The organism is Pseudomonas serbica (assembly GCF_028823535.1).
Lineage (GTDB): Bacteria > Pseudomonadota > Gammaproteobacteria > Pseudomonadales > Pseudomonadaceae > Aquipseudomonas > Aquipseudomonas serbica.
In genome coordinates this window covers 190,774-208,160 of sequence record NZ_JAQIYM010000007.1, presented here as the reverse complement: position 1 = coordinate 208,160, position 17,387 = coordinate 190,774, and the positions used below count along the sequence as shown (strand labels likewise).

General features: G+C 58.8%; 14 protein-coding genes. 3 read left to right on the top strand and 11 right to left on the bottom strand.

Features of this window, described 5'->3' with window-relative positions; all coding sequences use genetic code 11:
* Nucleotides 1–3: 3 nt before the first annotated feature.
* The 4 genes from NQL71_RS13450 to NQL71_RS13435 all read right to left on the bottom strand — a co-directional run bounded on the left by NQL71_RS13450 (nt 4) and on the right by NQL71_RS13435 (nt 4,801).
* Nucleotides 4–960 (bottom strand): glycosyltransferase family 2 protein, encoded by a 957-nt coding sequence (locus tag NQL71_RS13450; RefSeq protein WP_046816363.1) that lies wholly within the window; start codon nt 958–960, stop codon nt 4–6.
* Nucleotides 953–1,570, bottom strand: a complete 618-nt coding sequence (locus NQL71_RS13445) for an acyltransferase (protein ID WP_046816362.1) — start codon at nt 1,568–1,570, stop codon at nt 953–955. The genes NQL71_RS13450 and NQL71_RS13445 overlap by 8 nt, the downstream gene beginning before the upstream one ends.
* 96 nt (nt 1,571–1,666) lie before the next feature.
* Nucleotides 1,667–3,148: an FAD-dependent oxidoreductase gene (locus NQL71_RS13440; RefSeq protein ID WP_046816361.1), complete on the bottom strand. Its 1,482-nt coding sequence runs from the start codon at nt 3,146–3,148 to the stop codon at nt 1,667–1,669.
* 270 nt (nt 3,149–3,418) lie between these two features.
* Complete coding sequence (locus NQL71_RS13435) at nt 3,419–4,801, bottom strand: oligosaccharide flippase family protein (protein ID WP_077183017.1); 1,383 nt, start codon at nt 4,799–4,801, stop codon at nt 3,419–3,421.
* Between the two features lie 105 nt (nt 4,802–4,906).
* Here NQL71_RS13435 and NQL71_RS13430 point away from each other — a divergent pair, with 105 nt between their 5' ends.
* The 3 genes from NQL71_RS13430 to galE all read left to right on the top strand — a co-directional run bounded on the left by NQL71_RS13430 (nt 4,907) and on the right by galE (nt 10,117).
* Nucleotides 4,907–6,433: an O-antigen ligase family protein gene (locus NQL71_RS13430; protein WP_077183016.1), complete on the top strand. Its 1,527-nt coding sequence runs from the start codon at nt 4,907–4,909 to the stop codon at nt 6,431–6,433.
* Between the two features lie 5 nt (nt 6,434–6,438).
* Entirely contained in the window at nt 6,439–9,069 is a 2,631-nt protein-coding gene (locus NQL71_RS13425) for a glycoside hydrolase family protein (RefSeq protein WP_274642782.1), read from the top strand.
* 70 nt (nt 9,070–9,139) lie between these two features.
* Nucleotides 9,140–10,117 (top strand): UDP-glucose 4-epimerase GalE, encoded by a 978-nt coding sequence (gene galE / locus NQL71_RS13420; RefSeq protein WP_274642781.1) that lies wholly within the window; start codon nt 9,140–9,142, stop codon nt 10,115–10,117.
* Nucleotides 10,118–11,163: 1,046 nt separating this feature from the next.
* On the opposite strand, the gene NQL71_RS13415 is transcribed toward galE, so the two are convergent.
* From NQL71_RS13415 to NQL71_RS13385, 7 genes are all read right to left on the bottom strand, one after another.
* Complete coding sequence (locus NQL71_RS13415) at nt 11,164–11,952, bottom strand: CpsD/CapB family tyrosine-protein kinase (protein ID WP_046816345.1); 789 nt, start codon at nt 11,950–11,952, stop codon at nt 11,164–11,166.
* An 11-nt stretch (nt 11,953–11,963) separates the two neighbouring features.
* A complete protein-coding gene (locus tag NQL71_RS13410; RefSeq protein WP_077183014.1) occupies nt 11,964–13,526 on the bottom strand; it encodes a GumC family protein in 1,563 nt (520 codons plus the stop codon).
* A gap of 20 nt (nt 13,527–13,546) precedes the next feature.
* Nucleotides 13,547–14,638 carry a hypothetical protein gene (locus tag NQL71_RS13405; protein ID WP_046816343.1) on the bottom strand — a complete coding sequence of 364 codons (1,092 nt, stop codon included), beginning with the start codon at nt 14,636–14,638 and terminating at the stop codon, nt 13,547–13,549.
* Nucleotides 14,639–14,694: 56 nt separating this feature from the next.
* Nucleotides 14,695–15,252, bottom strand: coding sequence for a polysaccharide biosynthesis/export family protein (locus tag NQL71_RS13400; protein WP_046816342.1), 558 nt, complete (start codon nt 15,250–15,252; stop codon nt 14,695–14,697).
* A 109-nt stretch (nt 15,253–15,361) separates the two neighbouring features.
* Complete coding sequence (locus NQL71_RS13395) at nt 15,362–15,841, bottom strand: hypothetical protein (protein ID WP_077183013.1); 480 nt, start codon at nt 15,839–15,841, stop codon at nt 15,362–15,364.
* A 353-nt stretch (nt 15,842–16,194) separates the two neighbouring features.
* Nucleotides 16,195–16,713, bottom strand: coding sequence for a G/U mismatch-specific DNA glycosylase (gene mug, locus NQL71_RS13390; RefSeq protein ID WP_274642780.1), 519 nt, complete (start codon nt 16,711–16,713; stop codon nt 16,195–16,197).
* Complete coding sequence (locus tag NQL71_RS13385; RefSeq protein ID WP_077183011.1) at nt 16,706–17,332, bottom strand: TetR/AcrR family transcriptional regulator; 627 nt, start codon at nt 17,330–17,332, stop codon at nt 16,706–16,708. The genes mug and NQL71_RS13385 overlap by 8 nt, the downstream gene beginning before the upstream one ends.
* Nucleotides 17,333–17,387 lie beyond the last annotated feature (55 nt).

The window sequence follows — 17,387 nt, the reverse complement described above, 5'->3', positions numbered from 1 at the left end:
GACCTACCGTGTGGGTTGGCTACCGAGTTTGGTTTTGCGCAGCAGTGCCCAGGTCACCCGTGTATGTTGCCAACACGCCTTGATGGCGGCCCGACCGCGACCTTTCAACACAGCCTTGAGCCCCAGGATCAGGTCACACAGGCAGACCAGTAGCATGTGCAAGGCCAACCCCGACAGACCGTGGTGCTTGCGGAAGTACAACAGCTCGCTTTCGATTTGCAGCGTCTGCAGCTGTCGACCGTCCATGTTGAGTTTGTCGACCGACTTGGCACTCTCGCCACCGATATGCACCACCGTGGTGTGGGGGTAGTAGACCACCTTCCACCCCGCCTGCTTGACGCGCCGGCAGTGATCGACCTCCTCGTAGTAAAGGAAATAGCGCGGGTCGAACAAGCCGACCTTGTCGATCACTTCACGGCGAATCAGGTAATAGCAGCCTGGCACCCAGTCGCACTCGCGCACCGAGGCATGATCCCAGTCCAGGTCGTCGACCAGTTTCACCCAGGGAAAAAAACGCTCGAGCCCGGCAGTGACGAGGAACACATTCAGCGGTGTCGGAAAATAGCGACAGGAGGGTTGCAGCTCTCCGTCCCGACCGACCAGGCGTACACCGAGGATCCCGCAATCGGGATGAGCCTCCATGTACTCCAGGGTCTTGGCCAGCGTGTCGTCGGACACAAATGCATCGGTGTTGAGCAGCAACGCGTACTTGCCCTGCAGGTGTTCAACCAATTGATTGTTGGCCCGGCCAAAGCCGACATTGTCTTTATTGGCCAGCAGCACGGCCTCTGGGCAAATACTGCCCAGGCAATCCAGCGAGTTGTCCGCCGAGGCATTGTCCACCACCAGGTAGCGCGCCCTATCGGTGCTCTTGGACTGGCGCAGCGCATTGAACATGGGCTGCAACAGCCCCGCCGTGTTGTAGTTGACGACCAGCACGTCCAGGGGCGCACTACTCATTGGCTTTCTCGCCAAAGAAGTACTGCGCTCTCATGGCCTTGAGCTTGGGCTCGTAATCGGGGTCGAAGTGAGTGCCGCGCTGACGGATGAGTTCCATCCACGGATAGGCTTCGCAACGCTCTTCGATTTTCTTGATCAGTTCTTCAACGGTGCAGAGCACCTTCGCCGGATTCCCCCCCACCACCACACCGGGTGGCACATCCCGGGTGACGACGGCACCGGCGGCGACGATTGAATTCGGACCGATTTTGCGACCCGGCATGATGATCGACTGATAACCGATAAAACAGTTGTCGAATATATCGACCGCACCGACGGAGTCGAGCTGTTTACCCGCACTGAGCTCGAATACGCCAATGAGTCCGTCGTGCCCGAATATCGTGCAATCGGACAAGCCGACGTTGTTGCCAATGCGCAACAGCGAAGGGTCGGGGATGTTGCAGCCGGGGTTGATCCACACGCCCTTGCCGACCGAATATATGCCTCCCCAACGCGCAAGGTAATCGGCCCATTCATAGCCGGTGGGGTGGCAAAACTTCTTGTACAAGCCTTTCGCCTTACCCGTTTTGGTGACGTAGTAACGTAATGCACGCTTTGCTAGCCCAATCATCCTGTTAGCCTCACAAATTTCAGCGTTTCACATCGGTACCAAGACCAGATGCACCATGGTTGTTGTTTTTGTGGCACCCCGATTTGGCTGCTCTCCCTAAGACTGTTCCACCCAAGAATACCTGCCTGTTGCAGGCCCCATTTGATGATTGAGGTAGTCCGCCAATCGCAGCGCCAGCTGCAACAGCGGCATGGTTGGATTGCTCGCACCGGCCGTCGAAAACACACTGCTGCCAGCGACGTACAGGTTATTGGTCCCGAACACTTTGCAGTTCTCGTCGACCACCCCGAACTCGGGGGAGGTCGCCATCCGGGTCGTACCCATGTGATGGGCATGCGGACCGACCCTCAGCGGCTTGGAAACGTCATAAACCGCTTCGTCCAACTTGACATAGCCAAGCCCCTCTTCGGCAAAACACTTGGCCACCTCCAGGCCGATGCTTTTTATGGTTTCCCGGTCCTCAGGCGCGAGCTCCCAATTGAGGTTGACCATTCTCATGCCCAGTTCATCGCGCTCTTGCGTCAACGAGACGCGACTCTTGCGATTGGGAAACTGCTCGATCATCGTGGTGAGTTCCCCGTCACCGGGGCAGTTGAACTTGCTTATGAACTCGATCTTGTGTGCCACGCCAGCTTTGCAGGCCAGGTTTTCGAAAAAGCCCTTGATGGCCGCCATGCGCCCGTAGGTTTCCACGCTCGACACCAGCGAAGCGGTAACATTGCCTTTACCTGAATGATGCTCGACCACAAAGGCATCCTTGGTGAAGAACTGCCTGGCCTCCCGGCTTTCACCGTCGTTGAGGATGAAGGTGCCGAGGGCGATGTTCAGGTGTTCCATGAAGCATCGACCGACCAGGCTATCCTCGGTGACCACACCGGCAGCGGCCAATGACTGGCTATTGAGCAACTGCCTGGCATTCTCGATCGCGCCGGTGGCCAGAATGAATTGCTTGGCCGAGATGCGCTCTTTATTGCCCTCGTAATCGGACACTACAACGGCGATGACACGGCCGCTGCCCTTGTCGAAGTCCAGGTCGACACAGTTGCAATTGATGAAGACATCCAGGCCCTCGGTCTCGTTGAGCTCCTTGGCATATTTTTGTGCAAAGCGAGTTGGCGGACTGAGCAGGAAACGGTCGGCTTCGAATTCGTCGCTTTTAAAGGCCGCGTTGACGGTCTTGAATCCCGAGTCCAGCGGCAGGTCCAGGATAGCCATGGCCGCTGGCAGGTTGCGCTCCATCTCGGAAAACGCGATGGGCCAGCCGGGCAGATTCGACTGCGGGGCCAAGGCAAAGTCGGACGGTTCGAAGGGCCGGCAACGACCGGCCCAGTGGTTGGAGGTCCCCCCAAGGTAGCGCAGGCGGGTTTCTTCGGTGTAGGCCTCCAGTCCCGAGGACGCCGTCTTGTAGAGATTTTGTGAATAGGGAGCATATTCACGCCCCCCACCCTCTATAAGCACTACGCGCCAACCATTGCCAGCCAAACGCAAAGCCAGCGTGATGCCGGCCGGGCCTGCGCCAACGATGCAGAAATCATAGTGATCGCGCAGGTCTTTCTGCGTTTGGTAATCTTTGATCATATTTGCAGTTACCGGAAATGCGCGGCAGGTAACACCCACCCGTTGATAACGACAAACTCCGATTTTCCTGCAGGAGGCCGGGCCCCAACCCCGGAAAATTTCACTACAAGCCCCCCCAGGCTTAACAGGGCAAATGCCCGAATGAGTCCTCTGCGACTGATGACAGAGGTATTCGACACGCGTTCACTCATCACTCATGGCTCCATGGGATCGAGATAGCTTCCGAGATTTCAAGGGCGCAACAACATCAGGAAAACCTGGCCAGCCGGCTCAACCGAAAAGCCAGCTGAAAGCGACCAGTACCAACTCGCCACACAAGGCCCCTACCACCAGCATAGGCAACACGATCAGCTCGCGCTTGATATCGAGGATACCCACGCGACGATTGACATACACGACCAGTATCAAGGTCGGCAACGTATGCAGTGCGACGCCCCAGAGCGCGTACTCGACCCCACCCAAAGCCAGTAACAGCGGCACCAGCACCCATAGCGAAACGACACGAATGATGTTGTCGATGGCCTGGTACTTGGTAAGCCCCAGGGCAATCCAGATCTGATTGGCCACGATGTAGCGCATCATGAAAAAAGAGGTCGACAGGATGGCCATCATCTTGCCAGCTTCGTGGTAACGCTCATCGTACAAGATGCTTATGATCAGTGGACTGGTGACCCAGAACAGCCCGCACAGAAACAGCAGCGCAACGTCGACCAGCATCTTGAACTTGAAGTACAACTGGCGCAGACGATCGAAATCATTGGTTCTCGCGGCCTCGCCGAAGGCCGGCAGGGCCACGGCCCCGACCACTTTCAGCACACCGGTCTGGACCGCGCCAAGGATCAGCACGGCAATGGAATACACGCCCATTTCGGTGACTGTCATGCTGCCACCGAAAATGATCCGGTCGCCTTGCATGGAGAGCACGCCCACGGCGGAAGACAGGAGGATCCAGCGACCGAAGACCACCAGTTCGTCGAGCGCGGCGCGTTCCCAGCGCAGGCTGTTGGACGGCCCCTCGAACCAGTAGTGCCCAAGCAGCGTGCTGACCAGCGCCGTGATCAGCCCGGCAGCCACCAGCGACCAGATGGAATGGGTGAAATAACCGATGACCAGCATCGCCAGCAGGCCGACGACCTGGGAAGCGAACTCGGCGATCACCACTTTCTTTTGCTGGAAAGCGCGAACGGCCAGGTCGACTTTTGTCGACTGGAACCCGTAGATGATCGCGGTAAGGCCAGTCCAGGCCAACACTGCCGGCAATTGCGGTGAGGCGTAGGTGGAGTTGTGCGACCAGAAATCGATGGCTTGCGAATACCAGGCCGCGGCGGCGAGAAACAGCGTCAGGGCGAACAGCACAAAACCGCGCACGATCTGCACGGTCCACAGGGTATTGAGAAACTCCGGATCGTCGCCCCGTGGGCTCTGCAGGATGTTCTGCCGCAACCCCACGTCGGAAAGCAGGTGCAGGACGAACAAAACAGTGGTGGCGATGGCGATGATGCCGAACATTTCCGGCATCAGCAGACGGGTCATTACCAGGTTGCCACCCAGGCGGATCAACTGCGAAGTGACCAGTGCTCCCAGGTTCCATGCCCCAGCAGATATCGCTTTGCGACGAAGGCCAAACGATGGCGATATGTGAACTGAAGGCATAACATCAAATCCCCGGTATTGGATGACTCGAAAGGTACTATAGTCGCTATTAGGCAAAGCACTAGCCATTAGCCATCGCTCACTCATCAAATAAATCGGTAGCCCATGCCTGAGCACTTTCGCGCGTTAGTCGTCATCCTGGTCCTTGCCGGTATCGTCTTCGCTTTTGCACGGCGACCGGCGGCAGACCTGATCCCTCACAGTGATTTCACCCGTCGACGCAATCTCTGGTTTGCACTGACGCTGCTGGCATTTTTTTCCCACAGCTTCTGGGTGTACGCGGCCGTTACCGCCGTCATCCTGACGCTCACGCGGCAGCGTGAGCGCAATCCCCTGGCGTTGTTTTTCTTCCTGCTGTTTCTCATTCCTCCCGCCACGGCGCAGATTCCCGGTTTCGGCGTGGTCAACTATCTGTTTGACCTGAACCATGTGCGGCTATTGATCCTGTGTGTGTTGCTCCCGGCTTTTCTCGCGTTGCGCAGGCGGTCGGACACACTGCCCTTCGGGCGCACCCTGGCGGACAAACTCCTGTTGGCCTATCTGCTTCTGACGGCTGCGCTGTTCCTGCGCCAGACCACGCCCACAGATACCTTGCGTCAGTCGCTCTACCTGTTCGTCGACGTTTTCCTGCCTTACTACGTCGCCAGTCGGGCCCTGAAGAATGTCAGCGAGTTCAAGGACGCGATGTTGGGCTTTCTGCTCGCCGCCATGGTGATGTCGCTGATCGGTCTCTTCGAATTTACCCGCCGATGGCTGCTGTACAACGCGCTGACCGACGCCATGGGCATGCAATGGGAAATCTCCAGCTATCTCAGCCGTGGCGGCTCGCTGCGCGCCAGCGTCACCACGGGCCAGGCTATTGCGCTGGGCTATGTCATTGCCGTGGCCATCGGCTTTTACCTGTTCCTGCAGGAAGGCGTGCGCAGCAAAATGCAGCGCCGGCTCGGCGCCCTCCTGCTCGCCGGGGGCCTGTTTGCCCCGCTGTCGCGCGGGCCGTGGATCGGTGCCGCGGTCATGATCATCATGTTCATCGGCACCGGCCGGTATGCGGTCAAGCGCCTGATGCTGCTCGGGATCGCCGCCGTGCTCGCCCTGCCGTTGCTGGCCATCCTGCCCGGCGGGCAGAAAGTCCTCGATCTGCTGCCCTTCATCGGTTCGGTGGAAACAGAGAACATCACGTACCGCCACCGCCTGATCGAAAACTCGATGATCGTCATCCAGCGCAACCTGTGGCTGGGTTCCTTCGATTACCGCAGCACCCCTGAGATGCAGGCACTGACCCAAGGCCAGGGCATCATCGACATCGTCAACACCTATGTCGCCATCGCCCTGCAAATGGGCGTGATCGGGCTGACGCTGTTCGTGGGTTTTTTCGCCACCATTGCGCTCGGTATCCGCAAGGCGATGCGTTCGTACCCTAACAAGGACGATGAGGCGCGCCGACTGGGCCGTGCACTGCTGGCGACCCTGGCCGGGATCCTGATAACCATCATCACCGTCAGCAGTATCACGGTAATCCCCGTGGTGTATTGGTCGGTAGCCGGACTGGGTGTGTCCTATGCTCAGATGGCGCGCAAGCTCAAGCGCGCCGAGATTGCAAGCAACAAGAGTACCCTCCTACAGACCTGGTAACGCTCATGACGTGTTTTTTTCACCGCATGCCTCTGCTGTCAGTGTTGTTCTTGTTGGTTGTGATCTGGCCCTTCAGCACCCGGGCGGCGGAGTGGGCCGTCAGCGTGGATGAACGCAGCGGCCTGCCCCAGGTCACGCGCGGCGGCAGTCCTGCCGTCGCCTCCCAATTCGTCTTTTGGGGAGGTAACTGGGACTGGGCGGATTTCACCCCTTCGCTCAAGGTGATCTCGCCCTATGTCTATGCCATGGAAGGCAAGAGCCAGAGGCTGGATTTCGACGCGACCGGGCAAATCCGCAAGGAAGACGAGCAGACGCTGAGCATCGACCTGGTCCTCAATGCCCACAGCATGAAGTCGAACGTCATGGGTGGCGGCATCGTCTTCAACTTCGACCCGGCCCTTGCCGAAGAAATGGGCGTGCCGGTGTTGCTGCCTGACAACCGTGGCTGGACCTGGGGCAATGCCCAGGGGCGGCGTATCGAGATGCGCTTCGAGCCGGCGCTGGCGAAAGTGTATTTCGAACCGGGCGATCGCGCCCAGGTGCGGGCGTTCCTCTACAAGGATCGGATCAAACCGGGTCGGGAAAGCTTCAAGGCCACGTTCAGCGTGTCCGGCGATGTAGCGCTGGCGCCAACCGCCGCCGAGCGCTTCGGTATCGCAGACCCGAAGACCTGGCCGAGCGACAGGCTGCAATGGAAAACCGCACCGGTCGACCTGTCCTTTCTCAACGCCCAGGAAAAGCCCGCAGGCAAGCGCGGCTTCGTCAAGGCTGTGGGCGAGCAACTGCTGTTTGCCGACAACACCCCGGCACGCTTCTGGGGCACCAACCTGTCGGCCTACACGCTGTTCCGCACGGAGGATGATGCGATCAAGCTGCAGGCCAAGCGCCTCTCGGCCCTGGGTTTCAACCTGGTGCGACTGCATCACCATGACTCGCCGTGGGTCCTCCCCAACATCTTCGGAGACGGCAGGCAAGTGCATGATACCCAGCACCTGAACGCAGAATCGCTGAAGAAGCTCGATTTGTGGATCAAGAGCCTGAAGGACGAAGGCATCTATGTCTGGCTCGACATGCACGTCGAACGAGCCCTCTGGCCGAATGACAACATCTTTGCCTTCGATGAATTGCCCAAGAGCCAGTATGGCATCGCCGACCTCAAGGGCTATGCCTACGTAAACGTCACGATCCAGCAGGCCATGAAACGCTTTGCCAAGGATTACCTGAGCCATGTGAACAGCTATACCGGCCTTGCCTACAAAGACGATCCGGCGATTGCCGCCGTCCTGATCACCAACGAAAACGACATCACCCAACACTATGGCAACGCCCTGTTGCCCGACAAACCAGTGCGCCGGCACACCGAGCTGTACTTGAAAGCGGCCAAGGCCTTTGCCAAACAGTACAACCTGTCGGAAGACAAGACCTGGCGATCCTGGGAGCCAGGCCCCGCCAAGCTGTTCCTCAACGACCTGGAACAGCGTTTCAACGTAGACATGATCGATTCCTTGCGCGAGATCGGCGTCAAAGTGCCGATTGCCACCACCAGCACCTGGGGCGGCAACGGCCTGAGCGCCCTGCCCGCCCTGACCGCCGGAGACGTGGTCGACGTGCATATCTACGGTGGGCCGGGGTCGCTGGAGAAAAACCCGCTGACCAGCGCCAACCTGGTGGACTGGATGGGTGCCGGCCAGGTCGTCGGCAAACCCCTGACCGTGACGGAATGGAACAACGAACCCTTCCCGATCGCCGACCGCCACTCGCTGCCACTCTATGTAGCCGGCACGGCCAGTCATCAGGGCTGGGACGCGCTGATGCAATATGCCTATAGCCAGGAGCAACTCACCGAGCAAGGGATGTCGGCGGGCAACTGGCACGCCTACAACGACCCGGCCATGCTGGCTACCCTGCCCGCCGCGGCCTTGCTTTATCGTCGTGCTGACGTTCACGAAGCGAAGACCACCTATGTCTTCGCGCCGACGCCAGAGACTTTGTTCAACCAGCGCATCACACCGGACAACTCGGCGCTGCTGCGTACCGCCATGGAAAAAGGCAAGCTGCAGATCGCCATGCCGCAGACGCCGCAACTGCCCTGGTTGCAACCGGGGAACATCGCCAGTAACGCGCAGGTGTTTCATGACCCGGCGAAGTCACTACTGGACGCCACGGCCACCGAGGCCACCACGGACACCGGCGAGCTAAAGCGCAATTGGAAACAAGGCATCTACACCATCGATACGCCCCGCACCCAGGCGGCAACCGGCTGGATTGGCGGCAGATCGATCAAGCTGGGCAATATCCAGGTGCAGATCAAAACCCCCTACGCCAGCGTGGTGGTGCAAAGCCTGAACGACGCACCCGTCGGCAAGTCTGCGGACCTGCTGATCTCTCTAGGCTCCCGGGCCATCCCCAAGGCCGACGACAGGACGCCTTTTTACGTCGAGCCCCTCGAGGGCACGCTGACCCTCCAGGCCCCAGCGGGCCTGACCCTGTACACCCAGGGCGGGCCCGGAGGACAACCTGGAAAACTGCCCGCCACTTACCTGGATGGCCGCTACACGATCAAGTTCGACGGCCTGCAGGCGTCCAATTGGTTGTTCCTGAAAAAAGCATCGCAAGCGAGTGACAGTCTCAAGTGACAGCAGAGGACTTTTAAAGGACGGGTCAGGCCCCCACCGCTGACACCGCGACGATATCAAGGAGAGCTGCATGAAATTCCTGGTAATTGGCGGCGCAGGCTACATCGGTTCGCACATGGTCAAGCAGCTCCTGGGCGCGGGGCATGAACTGGTGGTGGCGGACAACTTTTCAACGGGGTATCGCAGCGCGGTGTTGGGCGGGACCCTGATCGAACTCGACATCGCCGACGCCCAGGCGCTGGACGCCCTGTTCGGCACCCACCGCTTCGATGCCGTGTTCCACTTCGCGTCCTTCATCCAGGTGGGCGAATCCGTCACTGAACCGGCCAAGTATTACCAGAACAACCTGGCGGCCACCCTGACGCTGCTCAAGGCTATGGTCCGCGCCGGGGTCAAGCACTTCATCTTTTCCTCGACCGCCGCCGTCTATGGCGACCCGAAATATGTGCCGATCGATGAAGCGCACCCCAAGGCCGCGATCAACCCCTACGGTCGCAGCAAGTGGATGGTGGAGCAGGTGCTGGAAGATTTCGACCGCGCCTACGGGCTCAAGTCGGTTTGCCTGCGCTACTTCAACGCCGCCGGTGCAGACCCCGAGGGGCAGTTGGGCGAACGCCATGAACCTGAGACCCATCTGCTGCCGCTGATCCTGCAGGCGGCCTCCGGCCGGCGCAAAACCATCACCGTCTATGGCTTTGACTACGACACGCCGGACGGTACCTGTATTCGCGATTACGTCCACGTTAGCGACCTGGTGGCCGCTCACGCGCTGGCCGTGGACTATTTATTGGCGGGGGGAACCAGCACAGCCTTCAACCTCGGCAATGGCCAAGGCTTCTCAGTGCAGCAAGTGATCGACACGGCCCGCCGCGTGACCGGCCGGGACATCTACATCAGCGAAGCAGCACGCCGCGCAGGCGACCCGCCAAGGCTGGTGGCGGATGCCCGAAGGGCCAACAGCCTGCTGGGCTGGCAACCGCAGTACAACACACTGGAACAGATCGTGACGCACGCGTGGGAGTGGGAGAAGAAGTACCCCTGGCACTGAATGCAAACCTGCAAACACCCGCCTTTAACCACTCATCAGGCCGAGCGTTAGCTCGCCTGCAGCGCTTGATCTTGATCTTGATCTACCCGCCCCTTCGGAAGGCTGAGTGGAGGCGTTCATCCGGGGGTGGGCGCGTAGCGCCGTGCGGCGAAGCCGCACACATCGAGAGGAGGTCGAAGCGAAGCCGACCGGAGGCGATGCCCCCGGATGAATGCCGGAGCGAAGGAACGCCGAGCCCTAGCGAGGGGCCGGACGCTGGGGCGAGCCTTTTTTTGCTTACTTTTTTTTGGCGTTTGAAAAAAAAGTGAGTCGCCGTAAGGGCGAAACCCTAAGTGGCCGTTACCGCAGCAATGGATATGCACTCGGCCCACCACATCCAGGTCGGCTGGCAGGCCGCCTTCGCTGACAAGCCAGCGCCTACAGTGGATCGGGTTTGGCCGTGGGAGATGGGTCGGCTTTGAGGACGCTTTCGCTGGAAAGCCAGCTCCTACAGTGGATCGGGTATGGCCGTGGGAGATGGTCGGTTTTGAGGACGCTTTCGCTGGCAAGCCAGCTCCTACAGTGGATCGGGTATGGCAGTGCTCGCCTGCAGCGCTTGATCTTGATCTTGATCTTGATCTTGATCTACCCGCCCCTTCGGGAGGCTGAGTGGAGGCGTTCATCCGGGGGTGGGCGCGTAGCGCCGTGCGGCGAAGCCGCACACATCGAGAGGAGGTCGAAGCGAAGCCGACCGGAGGCGATGCCCCCGGATGAATGCCGAAGCGAAGGAACGCCGAGCCCTAGCGAGGGGCCGGACGCTGGGGCGAGCCTTTTTTTGCTTACTTTTTTTTGGCGTTTGAAAAAAAAGTGAGTCGCCGTAAGGGCGAAACCCTAAGTGGCCGTTACCGCAGCAATGGATATGTACCCGGTCCACCACATCCAGGTCGGCTGTCAGGCCGCCTTCGCTGGAAAGCCAGCGCCTACAGTGGATCGGGTGCAGCCGTGGGAGATGGGTCGGCTGTCAGGCCGCCTTCAGCGGCGGTCCGACAACCCAGACCAACAGAGCATCAGTAAGGACGTTTCGCCGGCCCGGACTTGTTCAACACCGTGCCGATCAGGTTGGCCCTGCCCAGGTGATGCAGGCTTTCCTCGATCTCTTTCTTGGTGTTCATGCCGTTGGCGACCACCAGCAACACGCAGTCGAACTTGGGCAGGATGGTAATCACATCGTCCGAACTCAACACTGGCGGCAAGTCAAAGATCACGATGCGAGAGCTGTAGCGATCGCGCAAATCCATGATCAACTCCCCCACCGCCGGCGACGACAGCACCTCGGTGGACAGCGGGACCGGTTCGCGCGTCGGCAGGACCACAAAGCGCGGCAAGGTCGGATTGACCAGCACCTCCTGCAGCTCCGCTTCGTTGTTCAGCAATTCATTGAGGGATTTGTCCATCGGCAGCCCCAGATAGCTACCCACCTTGGGACAACGTAAATCGAAATCCACCAGCAACGCCGTCTTGGTCGTGTGATGCGCGATACTCATGGCCAGGTTGATCGCCAGCACCGACTTGCCCGCCTCCGGCGTCGGCGAGGTAATGGCGAGCGTGCGCCAGCCATTTTCCTCCATGGCCTTGAGGACCTGGGTACGCAACAGGTCGAACGCCCAGCCCATGTTCGAGTTCTTGTTGTAGGCGACAATGCGATGGCGCTCCAGGTGCTCTGCTCGCAACGGCACAACCTTGGTTTGTACGTAACTGAGCGCATTGAGCGGTGCAGGCTGTCCGGATGATGAGATCACCAGGCCTGACGAGGGTGGCTGTTCGCCTTTTCCCAGAGGTGGCTTAATAATTTCCATCGCAATATTCCTTATTCGAACCGCGCCAGAGCCTTGAACATCAGCAGATCCAATGGCATGTAGAAGAAGTGCAGGAGCACCAGCGAGACCACGATCATCACGACGCAACAGAGCACCAGTATCGTTCGCCACTGTTTGCGACGAGCCAGTTCCGCCTGGGTATGAATGTAGGGAATGGCAACCAGTACGCGTCTACCCAGCACACTGGTCAGCGCGTCGACACCGCGTACCCGCTGGCTCAGCATCTCCAGCAGCATCACCAGCGCACCCGCCCCTACCGGCGCGAGGACAAAGCCCAGGGCCACGACTTTCTTGCGGTTCGGCCGCACTGGTTTTTCCGGCATCAGCGGCGCTTCGAGCAGCACAAAACGTTCTGCCTTGTTTTCCTGCTCCAGGCTTTCGGTAATCTTCGCACTCATTTCCTTGGTGCGAATTTCCTCGTATTTCTTGCGTGCGTTTTCATGGTCGCGCATCAGCGTGACCAGGCCACGCTCCACTTGCGGCGCCTCAAGAATCTGGCTCTCCAGGGTCGCGATCTTGTTGAGCAATTCCTGCTTCTGCGTGGCCAGCGAACGCATGCGCTGTTCCGAGGCGGCGATGCGCGCCTGGACCCTGGCCACGTCCAGGCTGACCGGCGTGACGGAACTGCCGCGGCCCTGGGTTGCCTGCATGGCGGCAATCTTGCGTTTAACCGCCCGTACATCCGGATGAGCTTCGGTATACATCGTCTGCAGCCGGGCGTACTCGGCCTTGAGGCTGGCCAGGTCCTGCACCGGTTCTGCGACCGCACCCGCCGTGCCCGCCTTGATTGGCAGACCGGCATGGGCCGCCGACAGCTCCAGGTCCTGGAAGCGCAACTCCTCATTGGCTGCCTTGTAGTCGCGGTCAATGTCCTTGAGTTCGAGTTCAGAGCGCGACAACATGTTCATGCGCAGTTCCTGATGCTCGGGCAGCGCGTTGCCGTGCGCCTGCTTGAAGTCCGCCAGCTTGTTCTCCAGCACTTCCAGCTCGGTGCGCAGCTTGTTCGCTTCCTGGGTCAGGAACTCGGTGGTTTCACTGGCGCGCTCGGTGCGCTGCTTGATGTTCTCGTTGAGGAACAGCGTCACCAGTTCCTTGGCCACTTCATTCGCGACTTGCGGTTCGCGATGTTCGAAGGCAAGGCGAAAGGCAATCGTCACTTCGCCTCGCCCCTTGACCGCCGCACTGACCAGGGCGACCGAAATCGCATTGCGCATTTCTTCGATCTTTTCGGTCAGGGTCAGCCGCCGGCTGCCCGTTTCGAAAAGATTGTACTTGTTGATGATCGCTTCCAGATGCTCGCGGGTCATCACGCGTTGGCGGATGACCTCGATGCGCTCGTCAGCAAAGGTATTGTTGTTCCCCGCCACCAGGTCCGGCGATATCTGCTGCGACTCGACCAGGATAGTCCCGGACGACTGATAGATCGGTGGCATGGACGTCGCCACCAATATAGCCGCCCCGATTATCACGACCACCGTCACAATCAACAGCAAGGCCCGGTGCTTGATTACTGCAATGTAGTCGTTGACCGACATTTCGTATTCAGAGGACATAAATACCACGCTGCTGAAGGTCAGAAGTCGGGGTGACTATAGATCAAGGTCATCCCTATGATGTTGGCATCGGCATCCGGCAAGCCGTCTCGCTCGCGCTCTTTGTAGGTGAAGGATAGGCGTGCAAGCCAAAAAGGCGAGAGTTCCCGACTCACATAGGCGCCGTATGTGCGAAAGGTACTGGCCGCCTCCCCTTTGGTTTTTTGCCAGGAGCCATCAACACCGACACGACTGGTTTCGTCGAGCAAATAACTCAAGTTACCCCGTAGCTCATCGGATTCGACCAAGCCGTTCTCGCCGTTGGCGATCGTGCTGCGACTGGCTTCGACGTTGGACTCGACACGTTCGCCGGCGTAACGCAGGCTCATACCACCCTGGCCGGTGGGGCCACTGTTGCTGTTGGAAACCTCGTTGACGCCGCCGTACACCGATCCCGTAAACCGCTCGGAGATCTGGTAGTTCACGCCGACCACCGGGGTGTAGCTGTTCGAGGAGCCAATGGTGGTGTTGTCGTCCTTAGGCTCATAGCGCGTCGCTTCGAAACGGGTGAACAGTTCAGTTCGCTCATTCCATTGATAAAGCCAGCTGAAACGGTTGGTGAGCTCATCGTAGTTGGTCAGCGTGTCGGTGTCGTATTCGACATGGGTGAGGTCGATCTCGTTGACCAGGGTGCTGCGCTCGGTCACCGCGCTTCGCCAGTTACCGCCGATGTTCGAGAGCTTTTGCGTGCCATCGGTCGAGTCTGTTACACCGGTCTCCTGGACTTCAGTGGAGAGCGTCGAGCTCTCGATGTACCTCGCCGTGAGCCCGTAACTACCCTGTTCAGTCTCGCGCTGCCAGCCAAACGACAGCCTCGGATCTTCTCGATTGGACACGACGTCGGTATCGGACGAGCGCTCGACATTGACACCGAGGCCGAACGTCCACTGATCCCGATCAAAATTACCCAGCAGCGTGTAATCGGGGGCAATGATCGTTCGAGTCACCGCTTTTTCGTCAGCCGTCAAGAGCAATGGATTGCTGTCGTGCTCGACTGTCATGGGCAGCGCAACTGCCGACTGCCAGGTGCCGGCGTAGGTCATGCCGGAACATGGCAAAGTCAATATTGCCATCACCACTCCGGTTGTTTGCAATGAACGCAAGTTAATCCTTAATGCATCGCGCAATGTCAGGGAACGACCAGCGTATCGCCGGCCTTAAGTTCGTAGTTAGTGGACAAGTCACGTCCGGAAATCAGAGCACTGTAATCGACGGGCATGACTTTCTGTCTTTTCCCTTCGCGGCGCAAGACCTTGATATCGTCCTTGTCCGCGAACTTGTCGAGCGGACCGGTCTCACTCAATAGTTGCAGTACATTGGTATCACCGGTCAGCTGCACCTTGCCAGGCTTGAGTACTTTGCCCTGGACATAGACGACATTGCCCTTGGCTTCGGTGACAACAACGCTGACTACTGGGTCAGGATAATATTTTATGAGTTTTTTAGTGATTATTGTTTCCGCTTGAGCCGTATCAAGCCCTTTGACCTTGACCGGCCCTGCCAACTTCAGCGTTATGTAGCCATTGGGCAGCACATCTACGCGCTCTATTTTCTCCGTTGGCTCGCCCCAAATGGACACTTCAACCTTGTCTCCAGAGTTCAGGAGATAGAGATCTTCTTCGGCGGCACGGGCCACGCTGGGCAAAATAGCCAGCGCACACAGTGCAGGTAGCAGTAAACGCAGCATCTGGATTCCTCCGCCTGGTTAGCACATCTAATGAGGATCAACCGTTACAATCAGCGTCCTCTTTAAAGCTGTAACACTTGCAAGAAAAAACTGTCTCGAAAAGTCATTCCTAGATCTTGCGTCGATTGGCTACGACGATGAAGCCCAATAGTGCGGAAGAGAATAACCATACAACCGCAGACACAGGCAGGGCATTGGGTTGAGTGTCGTGGAACGCCGATTCTCCAGTCAGTCCCTTGTCCTGGACTGGCCCGATGACGAACTGCGCCTTGGCAACTTCCGTCATTAAACCGTCGCACGCTGAAGTATTGACGGAAGCGTTCGCTCCCGACTTGGATCCATTATTAGAGCTGGGAAGTTGGGCAATTGTGGCCTCGAGCGAAGAGCCACCATGGTCTTTGCCAGTATTCGTCTTCGCGGCGGTGCCGCCCGTGGTCGAAGCGTCGACCGCCAGAGCTCGTGCACCCTCGCAAGCGGTACTTATGCGACTAATTTCCAAAGGCAAATTGGTCGCATGCGCGCTGGCAATGGCTACCCCATTTACGGTTGCAAATAACACCATCAACTTAATGAAAACTGTCGTCCGCATATAACCGCCTCCCTGCGCTGAGGGTTTGCAATTGGTCGGTTGAAGAATCTGAATCAGGCTAAATGGAGCCTATAAGCAGATAGCCAGTACGTCAATAGCACGTCACAATAATAAATAGAAATATAAAACTCGGCCGAATAACGTCAAATAAACGACGCATCAAGTCGAAGTCACTGGCCAGACACAGCAAGTGACTATGCGTGCTGTCAGCTCGCGAAAAAACACTGTCAAACACGCGTCGTACAATTAAAAGAATGCAATGACGATGCCGTCGAGCGTTACGTTGGTCGCTTCAACGTGGAGGTAACTTAATGCTCCTGACTGCACCCGCGTTCTTCTCTGGCGCCCCCGCGCTAGAGCGGGCGCCCGCCCGCTGCCACGCATAATTGGCGGTACGCCTCTACCAGTTGCTCAAGGCTGAAGGCGCGATTTCGCCCGCTGGGGTTGGGCAGGACCCAGACCGCGGCATTGCCGAAGGTTTTCGACTGAGGGCCCCAGGCAACGTCGCGCTGAGCGGATAAGGCGCAGTACGCCGCCTTGCCGAGAAATGCCACGAAACGTGGCGCATAGCTGCCGATCTTGCGTTCGAATGCCGCTGCGGCCGCGGCAAACTCATGGGCTGACAACTGATCTGCCCGCGCCGTCGGCCGCTCGACCACGGCCGTCAACCCGCACCGATAGTCGAGGATTGACCTGTCTCGCTCCGGCAACAGTTGCTGTGACGTAAAACCGGCGAGGTGCAGGGTGCGCCAGAAGCGATTGCCGCGACCGGCAAAATGGTGCCCTTGGGCCGCGGCCGTCACGCCTGGGTTGATGCCGCAAAAAACCACGCCCAGTTGCTGCGCCAATATGTCGTCGAGCCCCTCACCCACCGCAGATCACACCGACCGCATTTTCAGCGAGCGTCGTCAGCTCTGCACGTGACTTGCCCGCCCGTGCCCGGATCGAAATGCTGTGCAACAGGGACGACGCGAGTACGGCCAGCGCCCCGGCATCGACATCGCTTTTCAATTCGCCAGCTTCCATGGCAGCGCGCAGACGCGCCTCCAGATCGGCATCCAGGCGGCTCAAGCGATCGCCCAGCACCTCACGAATCTGCGGATCCTCGACGGCCTCGGTCGTTGCCGTGCCAATCGCGAAACAGCCGCGTGGCTGGCCGTCGCCCGAGAAGTAGATCGACAACTGCCCTTCATAAAAGCGCATCAGGGCCTGGCGCAAGGTCAGGTCGCTAGCGGTCAGCGCCGCGTGCATGTCGGCAGCGGCAAACTCCCAGTACTGTTCGAGCGCCTTGATGTACAGGGCGTGTTTGTCACCGAAGGCCGCATAGAGACTGGGGCGATTCATTCCGGCCGCCGTGGCGATGCTGTCCAGGGAGGCGCCGGAATAGCCGGTGCTCCAGAACACACCAAGCGCTTGTTGCAATGCTGTCTGCGGGTCGTATGCACGGGGCCGGCCGCGACCTTTACCCTCTGTCACTTTATTTTGTGCCATGTCGTACAAAATCCTTGCAGGAAGGTGGATGAGGGGATATTTTTACACCATCGCA